General features: G+C 45.4%; 21 protein-coding genes and 1 pseudogene. 12 read left to right on the top strand and 10 right to left on the bottom strand.

Annotated elements, in window-relative coordinates; all coding sequences use genetic code 11:
- Nucleotides 1-167 precede the first annotated feature (167 nt).
- The 4 genes from C9I99_RS01615 to C9I99_RS27110 all read left to right on the top strand — a co-directional run bounded on the left by C9I99_RS01615 (nucleotide 168) and on the right by C9I99_RS27110 (nucleotide 4,865).
- Nucleotides 168-1,754 carry a methyl-accepting chemotaxis protein gene (locus C9I99_RS01615; protein ID WP_243734276.1) on the top strand — a complete coding sequence of 529 codons (1,587 nt, stop codon included), beginning with the start codon at nucleotides 168-170 and terminating at the stop codon, nucleotides 1,752-1,754.
- Between the two features lie 141 nt (nucleotides 1,755-1,895).
- Nucleotides 1,896-3,821: a RecQ family ATP-dependent DNA helicase gene (locus C9I99_RS01610; RefSeq protein WP_107347094.1), complete on the top strand. Its 1,926-nt coding sequence runs from the start codon at nucleotides 1,896-1,898 to the stop codon at nucleotides 3,819-3,821.
- Nucleotides 3,822-4,055: 234 nt separating this feature from the next.
- Entirely contained in the window at nucleotides 4,056-4,355 is a 300-nt protein-coding gene (locus C9I99_RS01605; protein WP_107347093.1) for a YfcZ/YiiS family protein, read from the top strand.
- A gap of 345 nt (nucleotides 4,356-4,700) precedes the next feature.
- Nucleotides 4,701-4,865 (top strand): hypothetical protein, encoded by a 165-nt coding sequence (locus tag C9I99_RS27110; RefSeq protein WP_166645346.1) that lies wholly within the window; start codon nucleotides 4,701-4,703, stop codon nucleotides 4,863-4,865.
- Nucleotides 4,866-4,982: 117 nt separating this feature from the next.
- On the opposite strand, the gene C9I99_RS01600 is transcribed toward C9I99_RS27110, so the two are convergent.
- The 3 genes from C9I99_RS01600 to C9I99_RS01590 form a co-directional block, all read right to left on the bottom strand.
- Nucleotides 4,983-5,300 (bottom strand): DUF1496 domain-containing protein, encoded by a 318-nt coding sequence (locus C9I99_RS01600; protein ID WP_107347092.1) that lies wholly within the window; start codon nucleotides 5,298-5,300, stop codon nucleotides 4,983-4,985.
- Nucleotides 5,301-5,409: 109 nt separating this feature from the next.
- Complete coding sequence (locus C9I99_RS01595; protein WP_107347091.1) at nucleotides 5,410-5,760, bottom strand: RidA family protein; 351 nt, start codon at nucleotides 5,758-5,760, stop codon at nucleotides 5,410-5,412.
- Nucleotides 5,761-5,893: 133 nt separating this feature from the next.
- The gene (locus tag C9I99_RS01590) at nucleotides 5,894-6,571 is read right to left on the bottom strand and encodes a DNA alkylation repair protein (RefSeq protein WP_107347090.1); all 678 of its coding nucleotides are present in this window, start codon (nucleotides 6,569-6,571) and stop codon (nucleotides 5,894-5,896) included.
- Between the two features lie 296 nt (nucleotides 6,572-6,867).
- On the opposite strand from C9I99_RS01590, the gene C9I99_RS01585 reads away from it, so the two are divergent.
- The 6 genes from C9I99_RS01585 (at nucleotide 6,868) to C9I99_RS01560 (ending at nucleotide 13,768) form a co-directional block, all read left to right on the top strand.
- Nucleotides 6,868-8,235, top strand: a complete 1,368-nt coding sequence (locus C9I99_RS01585) for a glutamine synthetase family protein (protein WP_107347089.1) — start codon at nucleotides 6,868-6,870, stop codon at nucleotides 8,233-8,235.
- Between the two features lie 15 nt (nucleotides 8,236-8,250).
- A complete protein-coding gene (locus C9I99_RS01580) occupies nucleotides 8,251-9,675 on the top strand; it encodes an aldehyde dehydrogenase family protein (protein WP_243734275.1) in 1,425 nt (474 codons plus the stop codon).
- A gap of 30 nt (nucleotides 9,676-9,705) precedes the next feature.
- A complete protein-coding gene (locus tag C9I99_RS01575; RefSeq protein ID WP_107347088.1) occupies nucleotides 9,706-10,869 on the top strand; it encodes an iron-containing alcohol dehydrogenase in 1,164 nt (387 codons plus the stop codon).
- A gap of 8 nt (nucleotides 10,870-10,877) precedes the next feature.
- Complete coding sequence (locus C9I99_RS01570) at nucleotides 10,878-11,633, top strand: glutamine amidotransferase-related protein (protein ID WP_107347087.1); 756 nt, start codon at nucleotides 10,878-10,880, stop codon at nucleotides 11,631-11,633.
- 85 nt (nucleotides 11,634-11,718) lie between these two features.
- A complete protein-coding gene (locus C9I99_RS01565; protein ID WP_107347086.1) occupies nucleotides 11,719-12,033 on the top strand; it encodes a DOPA 4,5-dioxygenase family protein in 315 nt (104 codons plus the stop codon).
- Between the two features lie 139 nt (nucleotides 12,034-12,172).
- Entirely contained in the window at nucleotides 12,173-13,768 is a 1,596-nt protein-coding gene (locus C9I99_RS01560) for a BCCT family transporter (RefSeq protein ID WP_107347085.1), read from the top strand.
- A gap of 186 nt (nucleotides 13,769-13,954) precedes the next feature.
- Here the strand turns inward: C9I99_RS01560 and C9I99_RS01555 are convergent, their stop codons facing one another.
- The 5 genes from C9I99_RS01555 to C9I99_RS01535 form a co-directional block, all read right to left on the bottom strand.
- The gene (locus tag C9I99_RS01555; RefSeq protein ID WP_107347084.1) at nucleotides 13,955-14,692 is read right to left on the bottom strand and encodes a helix-turn-helix transcriptional regulator; all 738 of its coding nucleotides are present in this window, start codon (nucleotides 14,690-14,692) and stop codon (nucleotides 13,955-13,957) included.
- A 285-nt stretch (nucleotides 14,693-14,977) separates the two neighbouring features.
- The gene (locus C9I99_RS01550; protein ID WP_107347083.1) at nucleotides 14,978-15,874 is read right to left on the bottom strand and encodes an aspartoacylase; all 897 of its coding nucleotides are present in this window, start codon (nucleotides 15,872-15,874) and stop codon (nucleotides 14,978-14,980) included.
- 124 nt (nucleotides 15,875-15,998) lie between these two features.
- A complete protein-coding gene (locus C9I99_RS01545; RefSeq protein WP_107347082.1) occupies nucleotides 15,999-16,448 on the bottom strand; it encodes a hypothetical protein in 450 nt (149 codons plus the stop codon).
- An 88-nt stretch (nucleotides 16,449-16,536) separates the two neighbouring features.
- The gene (gene arfB, locus C9I99_RS01540; RefSeq protein ID WP_107347081.1) at nucleotides 16,537-16,950 is read right to left on the bottom strand and encodes an alternative ribosome rescue aminoacyl-tRNA hydrolase ArfB; all 414 of its coding nucleotides are present in this window, start codon (nucleotides 16,948-16,950) and stop codon (nucleotides 16,537-16,539) included.
- A 97-nt stretch (nucleotides 16,951-17,047) separates the two neighbouring features.
- On the bottom strand, nucleotides 17,048-17,185 hold the full coding sequence (locus tag C9I99_RS01535; protein WP_107347080.1) for a DUF2256 domain-containing protein: 138 nt from the start codon (nucleotides 17,183-17,185) through the stop codon (nucleotides 17,048-17,050).
- 104 nt (nucleotides 17,186-17,289) lie between these two features.
- Here C9I99_RS01535 and C9I99_RS01530 point away from each other — a divergent pair, with 104 nt between their 5' ends.
- Nucleotides 17,290-17,625 (top strand): DUF3392 domain-containing protein, encoded by a 336-nt coding sequence (locus C9I99_RS01530; protein WP_107347079.1) that lies wholly within the window; start codon nucleotides 17,290-17,292, stop codon nucleotides 17,623-17,625.
- 327 nt (nucleotides 17,626-17,952) lie between these two features.
- Here the strand turns inward: C9I99_RS01530 and C9I99_RS01525 are convergent, their stop codons facing one another.
- Nucleotides 17,953-19,668: an NAD-dependent malic enzyme gene (locus C9I99_RS01525; RefSeq protein WP_107347078.1), complete on the bottom strand. Its 1,716-nt coding sequence runs from the start codon at nucleotides 19,666-19,668 to the stop codon at nucleotides 17,953-17,955.
- Nucleotides 19,669-20,194: 526 nt separating this feature from the next.
- Between C9I99_RS01525 and C9I99_RS01520 the strand changes: the two genes are divergently transcribed.
- Nucleotides 20,195-21,823 carry an endonuclease/exonuclease/phosphatase family protein gene (locus C9I99_RS01520; protein WP_243734274.1) on the top strand — a complete coding sequence of 543 codons (1,629 nt, stop codon included), beginning with the start codon at nucleotides 20,195-20,197 and terminating at the stop codon, nucleotides 21,821-21,823.
- Nucleotides 21,824-21,894: 71 nt separating this feature from the next.
- Here the strand turns inward: C9I99_RS01520 and C9I99_RS01515 are convergent.
- A pseudogene (locus tag C9I99_RS01515) lies at nucleotides 21,895-22,152 on the bottom strand (family 1 glycosylhydrolase); the annotation flags it as partial.
- Between the last annotated feature and the right edge of the window lie 59 nt (nucleotides 22,153-22,211).

The following is a 22,211-nucleotide window of genomic DNA, read 5'->3' as shown; positions in this document are numbered from 1 at the left end:
ACTTCCGACGCTCAATCCCCCTCCCTCAAAAGCAATTAAATGCGAAAAGAAACAAGCAAATCAGCCCGAGTTAACATAACGCACCCAAAAGACACAAAACAATTCCATTTATTACATTGTTATGGTCTTATTAACAATAAAAAACAAGTACATATAAAGGTTACCTCGTGATTCGCTCAACACTAACCGTAAGCGCTACCGACCAGCCAGCTCACAATCAGGAAGTCACATTCGCAGAAGGTGAGCAGTTAGTCTCAACGACTGATCTGAAAGGGGTCATTACGTACTGTAATGCCGCTTTTTGCCGTGTTGCAGGGTATTCTGAGCCAGAATTACTCGGACAAAATCACAATATTATCCGTCATCCAGATATGCCGAAGGTTGCTTTTGCTGATCTGTGGCAACATATCCACGGCCAAAAAGCCTGGCGTGGGATTGTAAAAAACCGCACCAAAAACGGTGGTTACTACTGGGTTGACGCCTACGTTACGCCAATTTATGAAGATGGAAATATCATTGGTTATCAATCTGTAAGGGTTAAGCCAGCTGCCCAGTTAGTCAAAGCGGCTGAAGCGGCTTATCGCCAGTTGATCAAAGCGGAGCATAGAAGCAAACCTTTGTCTTTCTCTCTGCCAAGCTCGGTAAAATATGGGATGCTTTTAGCCGCTTGTACCCTCCCTCCAGCAGCGGTATTGATAACAAGTGGTGTAAGCATTATAACCTTGTTGACGCTATCTCCCGCTCTGGTATTAGGCCTATTTTTCCGCCAAGAGTTATTCGGAATACCGTCGAAAATTGCGCATTTAAAGTCACAATATGACAGTCTCAGCCGAGCCATTTTTTCGGGGACAGATCCATTTTCGGTGGTCGACTACCACCTAAAAATGGCCTCAGCGGGTATGCGTACTGTGTTGGGCAGAATGACTGATTCTGCTGCACCTTTGCATGACCTGGCCGATGCTTTAAGTCATACCACCCGTCGGGTCAATGATGCGATCGGCGACCAAAACACGAATATTCAGCACATTGCGACAGCAATCGATAATATATCCGATTCGGCACAGACTATTTCACTACACGCCAGCGAAAGCCATCAACTCCTAGACCTCACCCGAGAGCAGTGCTCGATCACCCGCAACCAACTCGATGCAACCCTGTCAAATCTCAATACACTATCGACCCAAGCCCGCCGAGCCACTGATGCAACAGACAAACTCAGCACCGAGGCCAGTACCGTCAGTGCCGTGATGTCAGAGATCAGTGGGATTGCAGATCAAACCAACTTACTTGCCCTCAACGCTGCCATAGAAGCGGCCCGTGCCGGCGAACATGGCCGAGGTTTTGCCGTGGTTGCCGATGAAGTTCGCGCTTTATCTTCCCGCACTCAAACGGCCACAGAGCAAATTCAGAGCAGTATTGGCAATATGCTGGCTACTATCGAAAACTGGCAAGTGCTGATCAAGAACAACCATAACGATACATTGACGTGTGTCGAGCAAGCCGCCCAAGGGGCTGACGCATTGGGCACTGTTGAGCAACACATGCAGGCGATCAATGAACTTGTCAATCAGGTGTCATCCTCGGCACTGAGCCAAGAGTCCCACACCCAGCAAACCAGTGAACATATCCACGCATTGGCCGATGCATCTCAGCAAAACCTCGAGGGGGTCAGCCAAGTCGAACAGAGCAGTGCCGAACTTAAGCGACGAGTCGATGATTTTTACTTACTGGCTGACAGGTTTAAGAACCACTAAAACCACGACACAATGACAGGTAACGTACCCGCTATCATTATTTAACTGACATGAATTTGATAGCAAACCGGTTACCCCACATGGGCAATCTCCTCATACTTAGGTATGATCAGGCTATTGCCCTCTTAATGTGTGTTGCTCATGTATCTCAATAACCTTAAACAGTATTTTGGCTTCGAAAGCCTGCGCCCCGGACAGGATGACGTAATTGAAAAAGTCATTGCAGGTCAATCGGCTGCCGCGATCTTCCCCACAGGATCTGGCAAGTCATTGTGCTATCAATTGCCCGCTTTGCAACTTCCCCACCTGACATTGGTGATCTCACCTTTGCTGGCATTGATGAAAGATCAGATCAACTTCCTTCACAGCAAAGGCATACAGGCGGCATCCATTGACTCGAGCCAAAGCTGGGAAGATACACAACACGTTATGCAAGGGGTACGATCGGGTAGCATCAAGATTCTGATGATTTCGGTCGAAAGGCTGAACAACGAACGTTTTCGCCAGTTCATTTCGCAGGTTCCGGTTTCGCTTTTGGTTGTCGATGAAGCACACTGTATTTCCGAGTGGGGCCATAACTTCCGCCCAGACTACCTGAAACTGCCGCAGTATCGCCAGTTGTTGAATATCCCACAAGTGTTGTTACTTACCGCAACGGCAACACCTGCCGTTATCAGCGACATGGGCCAAAAGTTTGGGATTGACGATAATGATATCGTGATCACCGGTTTCTATCGCCCTAACCTTGATTTAACCATCGCCCCGACACCTGAATCTGACAAACAAACCGCTTTGTATAATACGCTGGCTAGCGATCCATCACTGCCGAGCATTGTTTATGTGACATTGCAAAAGACAGCAGAAGAACTTGCAGCAGCGCTGCAACAACAAGGGATCATGGCACAGGCTTACCATGCCGGTATGGATAGCGATCGTCGCCAGCAAATTCAGCATGATTTCATGGCGGGCAAGCACCAATGCACAATTGCAACCATTGCCTTTGGTATGGGGATCGACAAAGCCGATATCCGCCGAGTAATCCACTTCGACCTGCCTAAATCAATAGAAAACTACAGCCAGGAGATCGGTCGAGCCGGCCGTGACGGCAAGCATTCCGACTGCCTGCTGCTCGGCAGCAAATCAGGGCTAAATGTGCTGGAGAACTTTGTCTACGGCGACACACCAGACCAATCAGCGATTGAAACAGTTCTTGGGCACATCCAGCAGCATGCTCCGCAGTGGGAAGTGGTGCAATTGCGGCTCTCCAAGGAAAGCAATATCCGTATGTTGCCGCTCAAAACCCTGCTGGTTTACTTGGAAATGGCCCAAATCATTGAGCCTCAGTACACCTACTTTGCCGACTACCGCTTCAAGCTACTTGTCGATCAGCAATTTATCATCAACCAATTCCAAGGCGAGCGACAAAGCTTCGTCAGCCATATCTTTGCCTGCTCGCCAAAAGCACGTACCTGGCATACTGTTGATTTCGATGCTTTATGGCAAACCGCCCATACAGAACGTAATCGTGTGGTCGCAGCCATCGACTACTTCAGCGAAAAAGGCTGGATCGCTTTGGAAAGCAAGCAGATGACCGATGTGTATCGTGTTAACAAACCAAACTTCGACATCAAAGAAGAAGCCGCACGCTTGTATCAGCTGTTTAAAGCCAAGGAGCAGAGCGAAATTGCAAGATTGGACAACATGCTCGCCTTCTTTGAAAGCCCGCAGTGTCTCAGCCACGAACTAGCCAGTTACTTTGCTGATCACCAAGCACCATCGCAATGTGGTCATTGCTCGGTCTGCCGCGGCAGTGTTGCCCAACTGCCTTTCGATACTCAACTGGCAGAGGTGTCGGAAAACATGCTGAAAGCATGGTGCGACCCGTTCATATCCGCTTGCCCAACAGCGCCTTCAGCGGCAGCTATCACTCGCTTCCTATGCGGCATGACAAGCCCGCTTCACAACACGATTAAAGCGCGTCAGCTATCAGGCTTTGGCAAAATGGAACACTACCCTTTCCAGCAAACATTGACCCAAATTCATCGGCTTTATCCAAACCTTAGCTAGCCGGGTTAATCATATATACCTTGCCCTTCTCTCTATGAGGAGGGCGATGTCCGATGGCAAATCGGCATTTGTAGTATGAAAAATACCATTACCCCGTAGCGATCTTCATCACAAAGTTTTATGATGTCCACATAAACGCAAGTGACTTTACGGTGCATGATTCAGAGCTACCGAAGGGTACCAAGCACCTTGAAGTTACTTGGGTATAATATAAATGGAGAAAGAGTAAACACCATGACAAACGAAAGCCAAGAATACCAAACCTGCGAAGCATGCGGTGTCTCTGCTGAGATGGGTTTCATCATTAAAGAAAATGATGATGTTGCGGATGTTAAAATCTTCGGTGGTGACAAAGCCGCACTGGAAGCTGAACTTGCTAACTACCTAGTGCTTGCTAAAGAAGTTAATGCCAACTTCAAGCATGAAGTTAGCCAGCTAAAAGATGACAGCACTGAGCTAACGGCACGCATTCAGTTCGAGTGCAGCGCAGAAAAGCTAATTTTCGAGCTTAAAACACGTTCGCTAATGCGTTAATACGCTTAGCACAATGGAAAATGTGTAATTTTACAACATTTTTCTCATGATGCAGAAAAGTCGATTCCTTTGTGGTATCGGCTTTTTTTGTGCCATTTTGCCGCTATATTTAATAAAGCACTCACTAAGGACATACTTACTCTACATACTTGCATATATGCTCACCATACTGGTCAGATATGCCTGTAAGCAATTTTCTGTTATCCATAAGTATCAAATAAAGTGCATTCGCAAAACGAATTAATAGTGGAAATTGATTCTATTTTGTATGAAAATGACAGCAACATTATGAATCACTAAGCACATGGTATTTAGCTATACCATGGACAGAAAAGGAAATATTCGATGAACAGCAATAAAGCACGAGTGATCTCTAACTGGAAACCAACTAACGAGCGCGAATCTGCGGCATTGAAAGAGTTTTTGATGCAAGAGATGGGAGCAAAAACAGCCCATCATGAAGGCGGTACTGGCAAACTTGGTCCTGACTCAGGTCGCCTTATTCGCTAATCCAGACATTTGATATTCAAGTAACAGTTCCCCCTGTTACGACAATGCAGCCAGTCCTTTGGGATATGGCTGCATTTTCTTTATAGGCGCATTTTTTAATCGTCAATTGAGTCTTAACTACGACTTCTTTTCAATCTTGACCCACTTCAAGGCACCATTGGATTCAAAGTGTTTTTCCGGCTGGCATTCCAGCAATACGCCCTCAATGGCAATCACTGCACCCAACGAATATGACTGCCCTTGATAGAAGCAAACACGCTGAGTATTGAATGTGCCTTCAAGGCTCAATGCAGGCTGAGATTTTACCGATATTTCTTTTGCCATCACTGGAAGTGACAGTGGCAACGCCAATAGCAAGGACAAAGCAAACACGAACAACTGGACGCTGCAAGTGCCTTTACCATAAACGTGCCAAACCGAATCCCGCTTATTCATCACCCTATCCTCCTTGATAAACACCGAAAGCCGACAAACAACTAACAATTAAAATCGACCGATTCAGCAACTCGCTTAAACAAATTAGACGATAATTCGTTACTCGCGATTATTCTTTAACCGCCGCGACAACAGAGATTTCTACTAACAACGCGTCACGCGCCATGCTTGCTTCAACACATGCACGGGCTGGAGCATGACCTGCTGGTACCCAGCTGTCCCATACCGCATTCATCTCAGCGAAATCTTTCATGTCTTTGATGTAGATTGTCGCGGAAAGCATGTGCTCTTTATCACTGCCAGCTTGTTCCAGTAGCGTCTCTACTTTATCGAGCATGGTTTGAGTTTGCTCTGTGATACCTTGTGTTGCATCTGCACACACTTGGCCACACAGGTAAACCGTACCATTATGCTTAACGATACGGCTCATACGCTGACCAGTTTCTTGACGTTCAATCACAATTAATGCCTTCTTATGTTAGTGGGCCTAATACAATGTAATTCTTTTGATTACGATACTGCGCTATATTAACAACTGCACACAGTGCAGTAAAAAGAATTTATGACTATCAATTTGATAGCTACTCGCGTATTTATAGATTCTTCAACGCCTCTTGCTGGCTCAGGCGGGATAATTGTTCTTGATGACGTTGAACAAAGGACTTTACATATTCCGAATCCGTCTTAGCATATTCTCTCAGCACCCAACCAATCGCTTTTCGAATAAAAAACTCATTTTCATTGGCTAGCATCAGAATTGTTTCTTCAAACAAGGAGAGGTTTGTCTGTTGCTTGTGCTTAAGGTGGATAAGCAGTGAAGCGCGGCGTAACCACATATTGTCCGACAGACGCCACTCCCGAACGACATCTTCAAGTTCTCGGTACTCTTTCACTAAGGGACCAATAAGGTTCGATGATATTTTATCGACGGTATCCCAATGGCTGGCCTCTTTAAGCATTTCTTCATAAATGGGAAACGCCTCGAGGGTACGAAAAGAGGTGTAGTATTCGGCGGCATCCATCGCAAGATATTGCTCTTCGCGGTTTTCCCCGGACCACAGCCATAGCACCAATCGCTTGTACTCAATGAAAGAAGAGATCTGAGTATGCTCTCTAGCTTGCTTGAATATCGCTTTTCGCTCTGGCGCCTTAACACCATAAAAATCCTGGTCGGTTTTCATATACGCTTGCATGGCTTTCGCATCATCGGTATTACCCGCTTCGGCCATTCGCTGCTGCATGAATATCACCATCGGTATAACAAGTGACATCAATAACTTCCTTTTCTTTACTTTTCATTAGTATATTTTGCTGATATTGGAACACAGTTACTGGCTCAATACCAATGTCCCATACCCAAGTGACCTCAAGTTGCAAAATTCAGAGCTTCATCAAGGTGTTCAGTTCAAGGTTATTTGGGTATGTCTAAGACTTTTTCACTCAATTGATAAAGTTGACGAATGTCCGACCTCTTCCTAGGTTTATAACAACAATAAAAAAATCCTAATTACAGTCATATTCGCCTATTCACTTTAACACCGCTTAGCCAACTGAAAGGATACCCGCTATGGTGCCAAGAGAGGTCAAAACGGTTAACGATGCCAAGCAGATCATCGAAGAGCGTAAGCTTAGCCACGTCAAGGTTGGGTTGTTCGACAACGATGGTGTAATGCGCGGTAAGTACATGTCCAAGGAGAAGTTCTTCTCTTCCCTCGACAATGGTTTTGCCTTTTGTGACGTTGTCCTAGGGTGGGATGTCAAAGATCAACTCTACGACAATACCCACTACACCGGTTGGCACACCGGTTATCCCGACGCACCAGTACGCATTCTCCCTTCCAGTTGCCGCGATGTGCTAGGCGAGGATGGCATGCTGCTGTTTATGGCTGAATTTGCCGGAGAAGCTGAATCGGTATGCCCAAGGGCTACCCTTCGTCGGGTGCTGAACAAGGCCAAAACCATGGGATTGATCCCCATGGCTGCTTTCGAGTATGAGTTTTTCCTCTTTCGTGAAACGCCCCACTCAGTACGAGAAAAAGGGTTTCGCAACCTTGAGCCTATAACCCCCGATTGGTTTGGCTATTCGATGATACGGAATTCGACCTACTCCGAACTCTATCAATCGATCCTTGCGATGGCCGAGACCATGGATTTTCCCATCGAAGGGATACATTCTGAGACCGGCCCTGGAGTCATTGAAGCGGCGATCGCGGTCGACCACGCCTGTCATGCGGCCGACAAGGCCGCCCTGTTTAAAACCTACATGAAAGTACTGGCCCAGAAGAATGACCTCATGGCGACGTTCATGGCCAAGTGGAGTAATGACTACCCCGGTCAAAGCGGACACATACACCTCTCCCTGCGAGATCAAGACAGCCAGAATGTCTTCTTCGACGGTAATCAACCCCATTCGATGAGTACCCTGCAACGGCATTTTCTCGCCGGCCAGCAGCGGCTAATGCCAGAACTACTGTGTATGGTCGCGCCTTCCGTCAACAGTTACAGCCGAATGATCCCGGGGTTTTGGGCCCCAACGGATGCCACTTGGGGGATCGAAAACCGCACCACGTCACTGCGGGTGATCACCGGGTCGGAAAAATCGCAACGTATTGAATATCGTATAGGAGCCGCAGATGCCAACCCATTCTTAGCACTGGCTGCCGCCTTGGGGTCTGGCTTGATTGGTATAGAACAAGGCTGGGAGCCGTCGGACCCGGTGTTAGGAAATGCTTACCAACAAACTCACAGTGACACTCTCGCCTTGCCCAGAACGCTATGGGATGCCACCCAACAATTCAAGCAGTCTGAAGCTGCAATTTCACTCTTTGGTCAAGCATTTGTCGACCATTTTGCCGCTTCGCGAGAATGGGAGGATCGGGAGTTTAGAAAGCATGTAACTGACTGGGAGCTCAGCCGTTACTTCGAGATTATTTAACACAAGGAAAGGCGCTTGAACCATTCAACCAAAACCGACAGGCAACAAGGAGTTATCCAGAATACGATATCTCCTGCCGATGGCAGCGTTGTCGCGACTGTGGCGATGGCGACTCCCGAAAATATCCAGCAAACACTGGATAAAGCGAATCTCGCTCAACAAATGTGGAAGCAAGTACCTTTAGCCCAACGACAAGACTATTGCAGCCGGGCTATCGATGCGCTATTGAGTCACCGAGATATGATTGCCAGCGAATTGAGCTGGATGATGGGTCGGCCGATCCGGCATAGCAGCAGTGAGTTAACGGGTGTCGAGGAGCGAGCTCGGTACATGATTAAACATAGTGAGCAAGCGCTTGCCACTATCAATATTCCCGAAAAACCTGGCTTTACTCGGTATATAACCAGGGAACCATTAGGTACGGTTTTAGTGATATCACCGTGGAACTACCCCTACCTCACTGCGATTAACTCAATCATTCCAGCCCTGCTAGCAGGTAATAGTGTGATCCTAAAACCATCTTCCCACACGCCACTTTGTGCCCAGCGCTTCCAACAGGCCTTTGATGAAGCACAAGTCCCCGAAGGCGTATTCCAACATTTATTCTTAAGCCATGACACGACGGAAACTACCGTCGGCAGTGATCAAATTCAGCATGTGGTATTTACCGGCTCTGTTACTGGCGGGGCAAATATCGAGATCGCTGCAGCCGGCCATTTTCACGGGCTTGGCCTTGAGTTGGGGGGGAATGATCCGGCCTATGTCTGCAATGATGCCGACATAAACCTCGCTGTCGAAACCATTGTTGACGGTGCGCTCTATAATGCAGGGCAATCATGTTGTGCCATTGAGCGGATTTACGTCGATTACCGGATACATGATGAATTTATTGAAAAGGCCGTTCGGCTCATTAACCAATATCAACTGGGCTTTCCGCTTGATGAAGACACCACCTTGGGTCCTTTGATTTCAGCATCAGCTGCCGACTATGTTCGCCAACAAATTGCAGAAGCCAAACAAAAAGGCGCTCAAGCCCATATCTCTGAGCTCTGCTTTCCTAACAGCAAACTCGGTACTCCTTATCTCGCGCCGCAGCTGTTAACGAATGTGAATCATCACATGCAGATCATGACCGAAGAAACGTTTGGGCCTGTATTGCCCATTCAGAAGGTGTATTCAGATCGAGAAGCTATCGATTTAATGAATGACAGCGAATACGGTTTAACCGCCTGTATTTTCACCTCGGATATGAACCGGGCGATCAACATTGGCGAGCAAATCGAAACCGGAACCTTTTTCGCCAACCGCTGCGATTATCTGGATCCCGCCCTAGCTTGGGCTGGGGTTAAACACTCAGGAAAAGGCTACGCTTTATCAACACTCGGATTCGAAACGTTAACTCGGCCTAAATCATTCCACCTTAAGCATCCGACCGAATAAATCACGTCACCTAACATACCGGACTAACCTATGACTCTGCTGCATTGGCACTACCCTACAGAAATTCTCGTTGGCGAGCATGCCAGTTCGCAGCTAGCCTCAGTATGCAAGACACGATCTATCCAACGTCCCCTCTTTATTGTCGATCCCGCACTAACCGATACCCAAGCTGTCCGAGAGCTTGTCTTATCTTGCCAATCCGCTGACTTACCGAGTTCTATTTTTAGTGAGTTTTCAGGTAATCCTACAGGCGAGCAGGTAGAATATGGCATTGCGTGCTTTTTAGAAGGTAATCATGACGGTATAGTCACCCTTGGCGGGGGATCATCCATCGACATCGGCAAGGCCATCGCTTTGGTTGCAAGACAACAGCAACCATTGTGGCAATTTGAAGATGTTGGCGAGAACTGGACCAAAGCCGACGCTAACCTTATCGCTCCAGTCATTGCATTGCCAACCACCGCTGGGACTGGTTCTGAAGTCGGTAGGGCATCGGTCATTACCGATACTCAACGTCAATCCAAACGCATTATCTTTCATCCGAAAATGCTCCCCGTACAGGTTATTCTTGATCCGGTGCTGACCGTTGAGCTTCCTCCACATCTCACTGCTGCCACAGGGATGGATGCGTTATCGCACAACCTTGAAGCCTACTGCTCCCCCAGCTATCACCCCATGGCCGAAGCAATTGCCATCGAGGGAATGCGCCTAATTAAACTCTATCTTCCTATTGCACATATTGATGGGGGCAACCTGCATGCCAGAACTCAGATGCTAATCGCGTCTACCATGGGGGCTGCAGCTTTTCAAAAGGGACTAGGGGCGATGCACGCTTTAGCGCATACCCTCGGGGGGCGCTACAACTTACACCACGGGCTGCTAAACGCCGTTTTGATGCCCTATGTGCTGTGTGCAAACCGGCATTATCTTCATGAAAAGATGTTAAGGCTTTCCCATTATCTCGAGCTAGAAAATGAAGGTTTTGACGGTGTGCTTGAATGGATACTGGCTCTACGCAAGCAACTTCACATTCCTCATACCTTATCTGATCTAGGCGTTAATGTTCAGGATCAAAAAGCTATTGCGGCGCAGTCTGTACTGGATCCCGCAGCCAGTGGAAACCCCATCCACCTATCTCAAGAACAATATGAAAACGTGTTTTACCATGCCCTCAACGGCACGCTCGATCTATAGGATGGCACATGAAATTAGGCGTATTCCTGTGTGATGATGTTAGGCCCGAGCTGCAGGGTAAACATGGAAACTATCCAACCATGTTTTCCAATCTATTTGCCGCTGTCGACCCAAATATCACACTTCAATTCTACCGAGTCATTGACGGTCAGTACCCACAAACCTTGAATGAGTGCGACGGTTATCTCACCAGTGGCAGCCGATACAGTGTTTATGAACAAAGTCGATGGATAAATGTTTTCCAGGGGTTCATCCACCAGCTCTACTTCCAGCAAGTCCCACTGGTCGGTATTTGTTTTGGCCATCAGATGATAGCGCAGGCGTTAGCCGGCGAAGTTGTACGCTCTGAACAGGGGTGGGGAATTGGAACAGCACAAGCAACCATTAATTTGAAGGAAGTACAACGCTGCCCTTGGATAACAGAACCTCCTGAAACCTTATCCCTGCTGGTAAGCCATCAAGATCAAGTCCTTCGCTCCCCTGCAAAATGTATCACCCTTGCTGGCAGTAATTTTTGCCCAAACAGCATCCTGTTAGTCGGCGATCATTTTCTCGGTATCCAGGGACATCCAGAATTCACCCCTGAATACCTTTTCGATTTAATGAAACTCAGAAAGAGCAGTTATCCAACAGCAACATATCAAAGCGCATTAGATTCGTTGATTCAGCCGACAGACCACCTTCAGGTGACCCGGTGGATCATTCAGTTCTTCCGCTATTGGCAGTTTATCAACGAGCCCCACTCCTTCAATAAAACCGAATAAGTCCTTCAAACAAGCCAACTCGTCTCTTTTTCCTCACGGCTTACAATGATATTTCATTAGTAATGGCAGAGATAAGGAACGCGCCATGTACCACGCCCATATCTATTTTGATAAGCACCAAATCAACACTGCGAAGCGTCTATACCAAGAGATTGCTCAGCGCAAAGATATTGAAGCCATTTTTCCACTGGTTAATCGTGAAGTTGGGCCACACAGCAAGCCTATGTTTGAAGTACATTTTAACCATGGTAATCATCACTTCATCGAATGGCTGAATATCAACCGCGGTAAGCTCTCAGTGCTGATCCATCCTGTAACCAATAATGCACTTTCAGATCACACAACCGAGGCAACTTGGTTAGGTAAAACGTTACCTATCAAGGTCGATATATTGTTTTGAGTTCTTAATAAAAACCCACGCATTAGCGTCAGAATTATGCATCAAAAGTGACAAAACTCTCAATAATTTGGTTTTCTGGATTGATTTTGTTAGCATAGCCGACAAAATTTACTTTGCACTCTAAACAATTGAGGAAATAATGACTGTCACTAAGGACAAGTACAGTATTGATAATACCGACTATACCGTCGGTCAGGACAACATTCAGAAATGGGGATTTGATGTTCATAACCCTGTCTTCGGCGCAAGCGCTGGCCTCATCATCTTCTTTCTCATTGCACTTTTAGTCAGCGACCCTGAGACCGCCAAAGCCACTCTTGATGGCATGAAATGGAAAATCATCGATAGCTTCGACAACATGTTCATGTGGGCCGGCAACCTCTTCCTAATATTCTGTCTTGGTCTCATCATTTCACCGTTCGGTAAAATTCGTATCGGTGGCCATGACGCAAAGCCCGATCATTCAAGCCTATCTTGGATCGCGATGTTGTTCGCAGGCGGGATGGGTATCGGATTGATGTTCTGGGGTGTCGCCGAGCCAACAGCCTACTTTACCGGCTGGTACGAAACACCTTTAGGTGTTGAAGCGTACTCAGAAGAAGCCGCATATGCCGCACTTGGCGCAACCATGTTCCACTGGGGCTTGCACCCTTGGGCCATCTACGCTGTTGTCGCCTTATCGATGGCATTTTTCGCTTTCAACAAAGGTCTGCCACTTTCATTCCGTTCTGTTTTTTATCCTTTGCTAGGTGACAGAACCTGGGGGTGGTTCGGTCATATTATTGATGTGCTTGCGGTACTAGCGACACTATTTGGCCTTGCTACTTCGTTAGGCTTAGGGGCGCAGCAGGCTGCAAGTGGCCTTAGCCACGTCTTCGGTATTGAAAATGGCCTTGGCATTCAATTAGCGGTTATCGCATTTGTAACTGCATTGGCTATATTTTCGGTTATCCGAGGCATTGATGGCGGCGTTAAAGTATTGAGTAATATCAATATACTCGTTGCCTTCTCTCTGCTGGTCTTCGTTATTATTATCACCCTTTCGACCTTCTTGAAAACACTGCCGACAGCACTACTTGGCTATATCGATAATATCCTACCGCTGAGTAATCCTCACGGCCGGGAAGATGAAGCTTGGATGCACGGCTGGACTGTCTTCTACTGGGCGTGGTGGATTTCTTGGTCACCATGTGTCGGTATGTTTATCGCCCGCGTATCAAAGGGACGTACTGTGCGTGAGTTTATTACTGCAGTCATCTTCATCCCTACCACTATTACCCTCATTTGGATGTCAGCTTTCGGCGGCCTTGCCATTGAGCAAGTGGTAAGCAAAGTGGGTGAGCTTGGGACAAATGGTCTTACCGATGTCACATTGTCGCTATTCCATGCATTCGACGCCCTACCGTTTAGCACAGCCCTATCGGTGATCTCTATTGTCCTAATCATGGTGTTTTTCATCACATCATCTGACTCAGCATCGCTGGTTATCGACAGCATCACAGCAGGCGGTAAAATTGATGCCCCGGTTCCTCAACGTATTTTCTGGGCAACCGTTGAAGGTGCTATCGCTGCAATGCTGCTTTGGATTGGTGGTACAGAAGCGATTCAAGCTCTGCAGGCGGGCGCTATTTCTACCGCCTTGCCATTTACCCTGATCTTGATGGTAATGTGTATAAGCTTGGTTTTGGGGATGCGAAGCGAGTTGAAAGTTTACCACTCAGCTTACGCTAACTAATCCATATACCGCTGTTAAAACAACAAAGCCGTAGACATTTCGCTACGGCTTTTTCTTTATTCAAACCAAGTGGATTTATCAGAATAGGATGAATAGCGGAGTTTACCATATTAATATTATATATTCAGATTAAACGGCCTGTATAAACATTCCATAAAGGGAGAGTTTAGATATGCACAACGCGTTTCAGGGATTAATACTTGGTACTGTGTTCAAAGTTTTAATCGTGCTTTTCATTATTCCCGCAGGGGATAAGTTAGTAATTCTATTTTGCAGTAAATAATCACGAAGTGATTTTCTACTATTTATACTTAAACTATAACGACGCTGTGCCTTATCAAACAACCTAGCCATATTATTTTCAACCGTTTTAATAGACTTACCAAGAACAGTACTGATAAATTCATTAGAAAAACCGCACATAATAAAATAGGCATAGCTTTCCTGTAATGGTGTAAACGTTTCACATAATCCTGATGTATTAAAGTCAATCTCAGTACCTTGATTATAGTAAACATTCGGGTCATTAAAGGCAGACGATAATGTAAAAATAAAGCCAGTACTATACATACTGACATCAATACCCACATTTTTCCCAGACGTATTGATCATTGGTCGTTTAGATACGTAATATGCCTTATAATCCGAGCCAACTTTTATAATGTTTATTGAAAAGAGGTAGTCCTTGCTCTCTAACACGTATTTGTTTTGGACGTCAATAACCTTAGCGAAATCATTAAAATTACTTTGAATTTCTGAGTTTCTTAACCCTATAACTTGTTCGTTATTCAGCCCTAGAATCTCTTCATAAGACTTGTTTATTGAACTATAGTTGCCATTTTCATCATAGACAGCACATGGGAAAGGACAGTGTATGTTCTTAAGGCCTACCGCATAAACATATTGCTCATCTGTAATTTTCATTTTTCAAGTTCGTTAAGTTTACTTAATGAATAAAGATAGACTATTTTTTCAGTGGTGAACTGACGAATAAAATACCTAATCAGAAATAAACGTCAAGGGATTTAACTCTTACTTTGTAAAGAATTATATGTAAATTTGAAATATTACAACATATGATTGAATTCACACCATACCCATCACAGACGATAACAAAATCGCTTAAAACATTTCTCATATGCCTATTAAATTAAGCAGTAGCCGATATGTAGCTACTGCTTATCCCAAGCAACTTGAAGTTACTCGCGCCTAATTCACATCAATCATGACACGCTTTGCCAGCGACATCGCTAGGTTATTGTCGTAGTAAGCCGCTTCATTAATAAAGTGCGGGTACGCCTCATAGTCCCCTTCCCAGTATACTTCCTGACCATCAAACAAGGTGAAGATAGGATCGCCATGGCGGAGAACCTTGAAATCGGCATCTTGCACATTACGATGGACCATTCCTAATCGCTCGCCCTGATCATTTTCAGGCAGTTTTAGCGTTTCCTGGTACTTATACGCTTCAAAGCTAGACGGTAGCTCAGGCAAGGCGTCACGATTATAAAGATCGACAAAATCTAAAATGTGACCTGTCATTTCTTCCATCCAATCTAAAACATCTTGGCGGATAACAGACTGCGGCTGCGGGCCTATTTCGACTATCACACCCTGCTGAGTAATAGAGCTCAAGAACGTATGTTCATGAACCGGGATATGATCTTCCAGCACCACAACAGCATTTGGCATTTTTGCAACAACATATGCCCCCAACTGCCGATTAAAAGCATCGGTCTGTAACAGGATCAGTGATGGCCCCATATTGCTGGTCGTGTTGTGAAGGTCGATAATGAAATCGGTTTTGGCAGCTCCCTTTGGCCCTAACTGCTCATTAATGGCCTTCGCACGACTTTGCTCATAATTAGCCAGCTCAAGGTTGCAAAGCTCATCAGTACCAAACTGACGGTTCATGTCACTATCGAGATAGCGTTTGTTTTCTTCAAACGCTTTGGGGTTCGCAAAAACAGTGTCAACCGATAAACTCTCACGCGCAATCAGTTGCGGTGTTTCGCGCCACTTTCGCAATAGGTAAATACCACTGAATTCATTACCATGGGTGCCACCTACAATCGCGACTTTATTCAATTTAATCGTCCCTGTCATCTTTGCTCAAACTCGCCTTCATCAATTAATACCTCCACTGATAACAGTTTCTCCAATACATTTCCATTATAAATGCATAAAAAGTCACTATTAAGATATTGGTCGTGCCAGGCTCCAATACACACTAATGCCATTGGGGGCGTGTTTGCACCAATTTTAAATAGGAATGTAGCTGGCCATTTTTATATTCAATGGCTGAATGAATACTGCTTCCCTGACTGGCAACCACGGTGCTGGTGTAACGCTTATCGTCCTTGTAGATAGCCAGTTCTAGCATACCGTTCACCAACTGCCACTCACCACAGGTTTTCTGCCTTCTAAACAAAGTAAATTCTTCCAGGCTACCGTTCGGGTGGAACAACAGCTCAGTGATATACCCTGCTGAACAGGTTTTAATCCAATGTTGCTGGGTTATCTCTGTTAGAGAAAAATCGCGTTTGCCTGCCAACCACATTTGCAGCTCATCTTGCTCCTTGCCATCAGGCGCTGGTAACTTATCCAAATCCAGTAACCTGACGCGCTCCGATTCGCGGTAAAACAGCTGCAACAACTTTTGGGTTTTATTATCAGACATCCCTATCTCCCTATAACCGTTTAGACTTTCAAATGTAACGCTAATTAAATTACAGCATTAGTGTTAAAACTTGATTTTGCAATACAAGTCAAAACTTCACCTTGCCGCGCATCACTTTTGTCTGGCCTCGCTGTGTTTTTTTATCGACTCGCCTTTTTTGTGAATTGCGAGTTGGCTTCGTTGCACGACGGGATTTTTGCTGTACAACCGCCGATCTAATCATCGTAACCAACCTATTCAACGCATCTTCACGGTTGAGTTCTTGGGTCCGATATTGCTGGGCTTTGATGACGATGACCCCCTCTTTTGATATTCGGCTATCGGATAACGCCAGCAACCTTTCTTTATAGAATGGAGGCAGTGAAGAGCGAGAAATATCAAAGCGAAGGTGAATAGCCGATGAGACTTTATTGACGTTTTGCCCACCAGCCCCCTGAGCACGTATCGGAGTCAGTTCGACTTCCCAATCACCTAACTGGACTGAGTTGGAGATTTCTATCATAAATCTAAAATATAAAAGAGTTCAGGGGATAGTATATACCCAAGTGAGCTCAAGATGCAGGATTGATCGCTTCTACATTGGCGACCAAAGGACAAGCTTACTTGGCGGACTTATGCCGCCGACAGCGCTCTGAACAATAGCGGACATCATCCCAGCATCGCTGCCATTTTTTCCGCCAGTTAAACGGGCGGCTACAGACTTTGCATATTTTCTGCGGTAGGTCGCTTTTTTTCATTTAACCCGCACTCAATAGTGGTCGTCTTGTCTATATACGATCAACATTGTAAAACCGCTCAACAGCTGTTCAGGCTAGTTGTCCGGTGTTCTGGGTTACATCTTATGGAATTTATGGCTTCACTGATCACCGATCTCGGCAATTGGATCCGACCTTGGGTTGATGATATCGCGACTGCAGTCGTCACTTGCTTACTGGTGATGTTTGCAGCTGACATCAATCGGTTTATGCGAAAACAGTTAGTCGGCACCAATTTTATAGTCAGAACGATAATTTTTATTTTAATTAATGCCTTTGGTTACGGCTTTTTCATTGTCAGCACCGCGCCATTGTTGTCAACGCAACTAAGCCAGTTAGCTAACCACTGGCTTATTACGGTTATCACGATCTTGTTTATTGTCATCGGTGTCTGGGCCCAACGACACCGCCAACAAGTCTAACCAAGGCATTATCGCTGTTACACGGCCAGTTTGAAGATATAAAACATCATCATCAGCCACAGGCCAATACCCGAAGCGGCAACAAACGAGAACACAAAGAGCTGCTTTAATTTTGATAGAAAGCACGACATATGCATAACGAACCTCCCTGACTGTCACTAGACTTGGAATGTATCGATTAACCAAGCTTTAACAACATCTTACCCCTGATACTGAACAAGCCGTTAAGAGACAGATCAGCTTCTGGAGAAGTGGCCCGAAATGCTAAACCTTTGGCATAAAGTGTAAAAAGCCCGGCACTCACCGGGCTATCTCTATCACGTAATTTTATACCCGGCGATAGGGTAAGTAGATCGGCTCCCACGTGTGCTCAGCTAACTCATGAACAATATCTTTGTTCGCTAAATCACATTTCGGATCTTTCGCCTGCATATCGGTAAGGATTCGGGTGGCGACATGCAAAGACACCTGCTTCAAACTGCTGATGCGGGGGTAAACACACCCTGCAGCTAAATCATCATCAGCAACCATCTCCGCAAGCGCATATGACGCCGTCGTGAACATATCGAGTGTCACCTTTTGGGTTTTCGACACAATCGCAGCCAAGCCAACCCCAGGGAAGATAAAGACATTATTGCCCTGACCTATCCGAAAATCTTGACCACTGTAATTCACGTCAGCAAATGGGCTTCCTGTCGCCACAATAGCCTGACCATCACTCCAACGGTATATATCTTCAGGTAAGGCCTCACAGTTAGCTGTAGGGTTAGATAATGGGAAAATCATCGGCCGTCGGGTATATTCCATCATTTTTTGGATATGGCCCTCTTTAAACGCACCACCAATACCACTCGTCCCCAAGAGTACTGTAACTGGGTAGTTATCAATTAATTCGGTTAATGACACCTTACCGTGCTCAGACACTTCCCACCCTTGAGCTAGAGCTCTCGGTTTAGCGTAACGCTTCTTGTATTCATCTAACCCATCACGGTCATCAAACACTAAGCCTTGCGAGTCCAAAATAAAGATTTTTCCTCTCGCCGTCGCATGAGAGCATCCCTCTTTAAGCAGACCCGCAAAGATCTGGTCGGCAACACCAACACCACCGGCACCCGCTCCGTAGACAACATAATGTTGATCAACTAGCGACTCACCTTTAATTTTTACCGCACCCAGAATACCGGCTAAAACAACCGAACCCGTCCCCTGAATATCATCATTAAATGACGGTAAATATTCCTCGTAGTCCGAGAGGTTATCAAACGCATTGGATTTACTGAAATCTTCCCATTGCAGCACCGCTTTAGGGAAATTACGTTTTACCTGCACCACAAACTGATGAATAAAGCGCTTGTACTCCTCGCCCCTCATACGACGACGTGGCACACCAAGGTACATTGGGTCATCTAGCAAATCTTGATTATCAGTGCCAACATCCAGTGCAATCGGCAAGCAATGCGCTGGGTGTATACCCGCGCCTAATGTATATAAAGACAACTTACCGATAGGGATCCCCATTCCGCCAACCCCTTGGTCGCCCAGGCCCAAAATACCTTGGCTATCAGTGACGACAATAATTTTAATGTCCTTACCGGTAAAGTGACGAGCAAGCTCGTCCATGTTTTCAACATTATCTTCGGTAATGTAAAGGCCACGGGCTTTTTGATAGCGATGGCTAAACTCTTGGCACGCCTTGCCAACTGTCGGGGTATAAATAATTGGTGTCATTTCTTCTACATGCCGTGAAAGCAGCGCATAAAAGAGGGTCTCGTTCCTATCTTGAAGGGCGCGCAAGAAGAGGTACTTTTCAATATCGGTTGACGCATTTTTAAAGCCGTCGTATACCCGATTTAATTGATCTTCAAAGGTCTGAACACGTGGTGGAAGCAAACCGTCTAACTGAAAAGCATCTCTTTCTTCATAGGTGAACGCCGTACTTTTATTCAGGGTACGATCATTGAGTAATTCAGTACCTGTTAGCGATACGGGTCTAAATTCATTGCCATTCTCATCCTTCCAACGTAGGTATTTTCCTATCGTCATCTCAACCTCCATTCACATTATTTTCATTGTTTTTATCTGGCTTTCTTCTAAAGAGAAAGTAAAAGAAATTGTAATCCTTATGAGGTATGAAAAATGTGACAGTTGAAGGCTTGTCTAACATGAATAAACGCAAAATATTGATGTACACGGCAGGGGCAATGTTAATCGTTATGCGTTAGAGAGTTTGTCTGATACATTTCAATGTCTTTTTATCCAAATGCTTACTCCTTGTTTTGTTGAGTAGTTTTATTGACTTATGCTTTATAAGCTCTCGAACCAACGCCTTATCCTTCATAGCCTTTTCTCTTTTCCGCAATCAACACATTTCCATATTGATTTAAATTTTAATTTTTGAATCCAACTACGACGAACTTGGATAAGACGCCCACAGCAATAATCACACATACAGCTAACCAACTGGTTTTTATATTAAGTCATTTGATAATTACTATGTCATAGTCCTAATTGTTTTTTTCAGAAGAATGTAAAATCTATGTTTGTTTCCTGTAAGGTTTGAACTTGTGGAATGCACATCCCAACTTTAGCTTTACCATCTAGAATACCCCTGCACACTCTTGCCAGCGGTAGGCAAGCAAACGGTTCTACGTACATTAATCACACAAGCAATCGGTTACTTTTTATCGTCATGGTCAAAATTAAGCCATTTACATTAGATTTATTTGAAATCAGTCACATAAAATTGAGAATCAACAGATACAAGCAAAAAAATTCTTTAGCCTTTGTCACTCATTTAGCTCTGAACGACAAAAATACAATGACAATGAAGAAAACATTTATTGCGGCAGCTATTGCCCTTGCCGCTCTTTCTGGCTGTAACAATAGCGACTCTGTTAGCACATATACAGAGGCTCGATTTGCCACTTTTAACCTTTCTTTTGACCGTGCTACATACGAAGATTTGGTGACTGAAATGTCATTCACTCATGAGGAACAGTCAGCTTTCATTGAGCGTTACAACAATGACTATGCTTCATTAACAGAAAAAGAAATTGAAACCACTGAAAAAGTACTGCAAATCCGAAATGTTGCCGAAACCATCCAACGAGTACGCCCTAACGCCTTTGTCCTAGCAGAGTTCAACAACGACGGTAAAGGCGAAGATATGCGAGCTCTAAATGGCTTCCAAGATAACTACTTGGCTCATTCTCAACATGCTCAAAAACCAATTGATTTTGCCCACAAGAAAAACATTGCAACCAATACTGGCCTGCCGAGTAACTATGACTTGAACCTTAATGGTTCGGCTTCAGGCACTGGAGATGATGCATGGGGCTTTGGTTTCTACCATGGTCAATACGCCTTTGCGGTGTTTTCTCAATTTGAAATTGACGAGGCCAATGTGCGAACTTTCCAAAACTTCAAATGGAAAGACATGCCGGGTGAAGGCAACCTGAAAATTGTGACGTGTGAAGGTGAAGATAAAAACGGAGATATTATTGATATCTGCCCTGACGGTAAAAAAGCCGGTGATAACTGGTACAGTGATAAAGCTTGGGCCGAATACCCTCTTTCATCGAAAAACCATGCAGATATCCCTGTTATCATTCCAACACCAAATGGCGGAAGCGAAGTTATTCACTTTTTGGTCTCCCATCCAGCACCACCCATTTTTGACAACCCGGCTAAGCACAACACCGAGCGTAACCGCGCCGAACTAAAATTCTGGAACGATTACATCGACTCAAAGAACTACATGTATGATGACAATGGTGTATATGGTGGCCTAGCAGCTGGTAGTAACTTCGTTGTCGCGGGTGATTTGAATGCAGATCATCAAATGGGCGACGGTGATCGTGAGACCATTGCAAACCTTATCACGCACTCAATGGTCAATGTTGAAGGCACGTTAGGTAGCTATGCGCCAAGCAGTAATGGGGGCGAATATTGCCTAAATGAAGGTATTTGTACCCGTAACGCGGATACTCCGCATGTTGAGAATATTACAAGCACAAGCGGGCTTCGCCTGGACTATGTTATTCCGTCGGCCACGCTCAGCGTCAAGGGCTCAGGGGTATTCTGGCCAGCTGGTAGTGAGGACGGTTACTACCTTGTTTATGATGATGAGCTCGGCAATAGCAAAGGGGTTTCTTCCGACCACCGCATGGTGTGGGTAGACTTGGATCTGACCAAATAATCATTTGCTATCTAAATAAGCCTCACCCTATGGTGAGGCTTTGTTGGCCCGTATCAGCGAACGAATTATTTTTATTTCAGAGAGCCTCCCTGAGTTCTGATAACGTCCTGATACCAAAAAAAGCTCTTCTTGCACTTACGCTCTAGTGTTCCTGCCCCGTCATCATGGCGCTCAACATAAATAAAACCATATCATTTGCTCATTTCAGCGGTCGAGTGTGAAACGAGATCAATTGGCCCCCAACTGGTGAAACCCATCAGCTCGACACCATCCAATATGGCCTCTCTGGCTTGCACCAAGTGATCATTAGGATATTGAATACGGTACTCAGTCCCCCGTACACATCAACGAAGCGACAGATCTATATGTTAATGACTGTGGACCGTTT

The sequence above is a fragment of the Photobacterium lutimaris genome (assembly GCF_003025555.1).
GTDB lineage: Bacteria > Pseudomonadota > Gammaproteobacteria > Enterobacterales > Vibrionaceae > Photobacterium > Photobacterium lutimaris.
Note: the sequence above shows the minus strand (reverse complement) of the source record. Positions and strands in the feature narration are given on the sequence as shown.

Bases quoted from the DNA above. Each gene is read 5' to 3' on its own strand.
- C9I99_RS01610 (WP_107347094.1), top strand. From the start codon at position 1,896: ATGTATCTCAATAACCTTAAACAGTATTTTGGCTTCGAAAGCCTGCGC.
- C9I99_RS01605 (WP_107347093.1), top strand. From the start codon at position 4,056: ATGACAAACGAAAGCCAAGAATACCAAACCTGCGAAGCATGCGGTGTC.
- C9I99_RS27110 (WP_166645346.1), top strand. From the start codon at position 4,701: ATGAACAGCAATAAAGCACGAGTGATCTCTAACTGGAAACCAACTAAC.
- C9I99_RS01600 (WP_107347092.1), bottom strand. From the start codon at position 5,300: ATGAATAAGCGGGATTCGGTTTGGCACGTTTATGGTAAAGGCACTTGC.
- C9I99_RS01590 (WP_107347090.1), bottom strand. From the start codon at position 6,571: ATGTCACTTGTTATACCGATGGTGATATTCATGCAGCAGCGAATGGCC.
- C9I99_RS01585 (WP_107347089.1), top strand. From the start codon at position 6,868: ATGGTGCCAAGAGAGGTCAAAACGGTTAACGATGCCAAGCAGATCATC.
- C9I99_RS01575 (WP_107347088.1), top strand. From the start codon at position 9,706: ATGACTCTGCTGCATTGGCACTACCCTACAGAAATTCTCGTTGGCGAG.
- C9I99_RS01570 (WP_107347087.1), top strand. From the start codon at position 10,878: ATGAAATTAGGCGTATTCCTGTGTGATGATGTTAGGCCCGAGCTGCAG.
- C9I99_RS01565 (WP_107347086.1), top strand. From the start codon at position 11,719: ATGTACCACGCCCATATCTATTTTGATAAGCACCAAATCAACACTGCG.
- C9I99_RS01560 (WP_107347085.1), top strand. From the start codon at position 12,173: ATGACTGTCACTAAGGACAAGTACAGTATTGATAATACCGACTATACC.
- C9I99_RS01555 (WP_107347084.1), bottom strand. From the start codon at position 14,692: ATGAAAATTACAGATGAGCAATATGTTTATGCGGTAGGCCTTAAGAAC.
- C9I99_RS01550 (WP_107347083.1), bottom strand. From the start codon at position 15,874: ATGACAGGGACGATTAAATTGAATAAAGTCGCGATTGTAGGTGGCACC.
- C9I99_RS01545 (WP_107347082.1), bottom strand. From the start codon at position 16,448: ATGTCTGATAATAAAACCCAAAAGTTGTTGCAGCTGTTTTACCGCGAA.
- arfB (WP_107347081.1), bottom strand. From the start codon at position 16,950: ATGATAGAAATCTCCAACTCAGTCCAGTTAGGTGATTGGGAAGTCGAA.
- C9I99_RS01535 (WP_107347080.1), bottom strand. From the start codon at position 17,185: ATGAAAAAAAGCGACCTACCGCAGAAAATATGCAAAGTCTGTAGCCGC.
- C9I99_RS01530 (WP_107347079.1), top strand. From the start codon at position 17,290: ATGGAATTTATGGCTTCACTGATCACCGATCTCGGCAATTGGATCCGA.
- C9I99_RS01525 (WP_107347078.1), bottom strand. From the start codon at position 19,668: ATGACGATAGGAAAATACCTACGTTGGAAGGATGAGAATGGCAATGAA.
- C9I99_RS01520 (WP_243734274.1), top strand. From the start codon at position 20,195: ATGCACATCCCAACTTTAGCTTTACCATCTAGAATACCCCTGCACACT.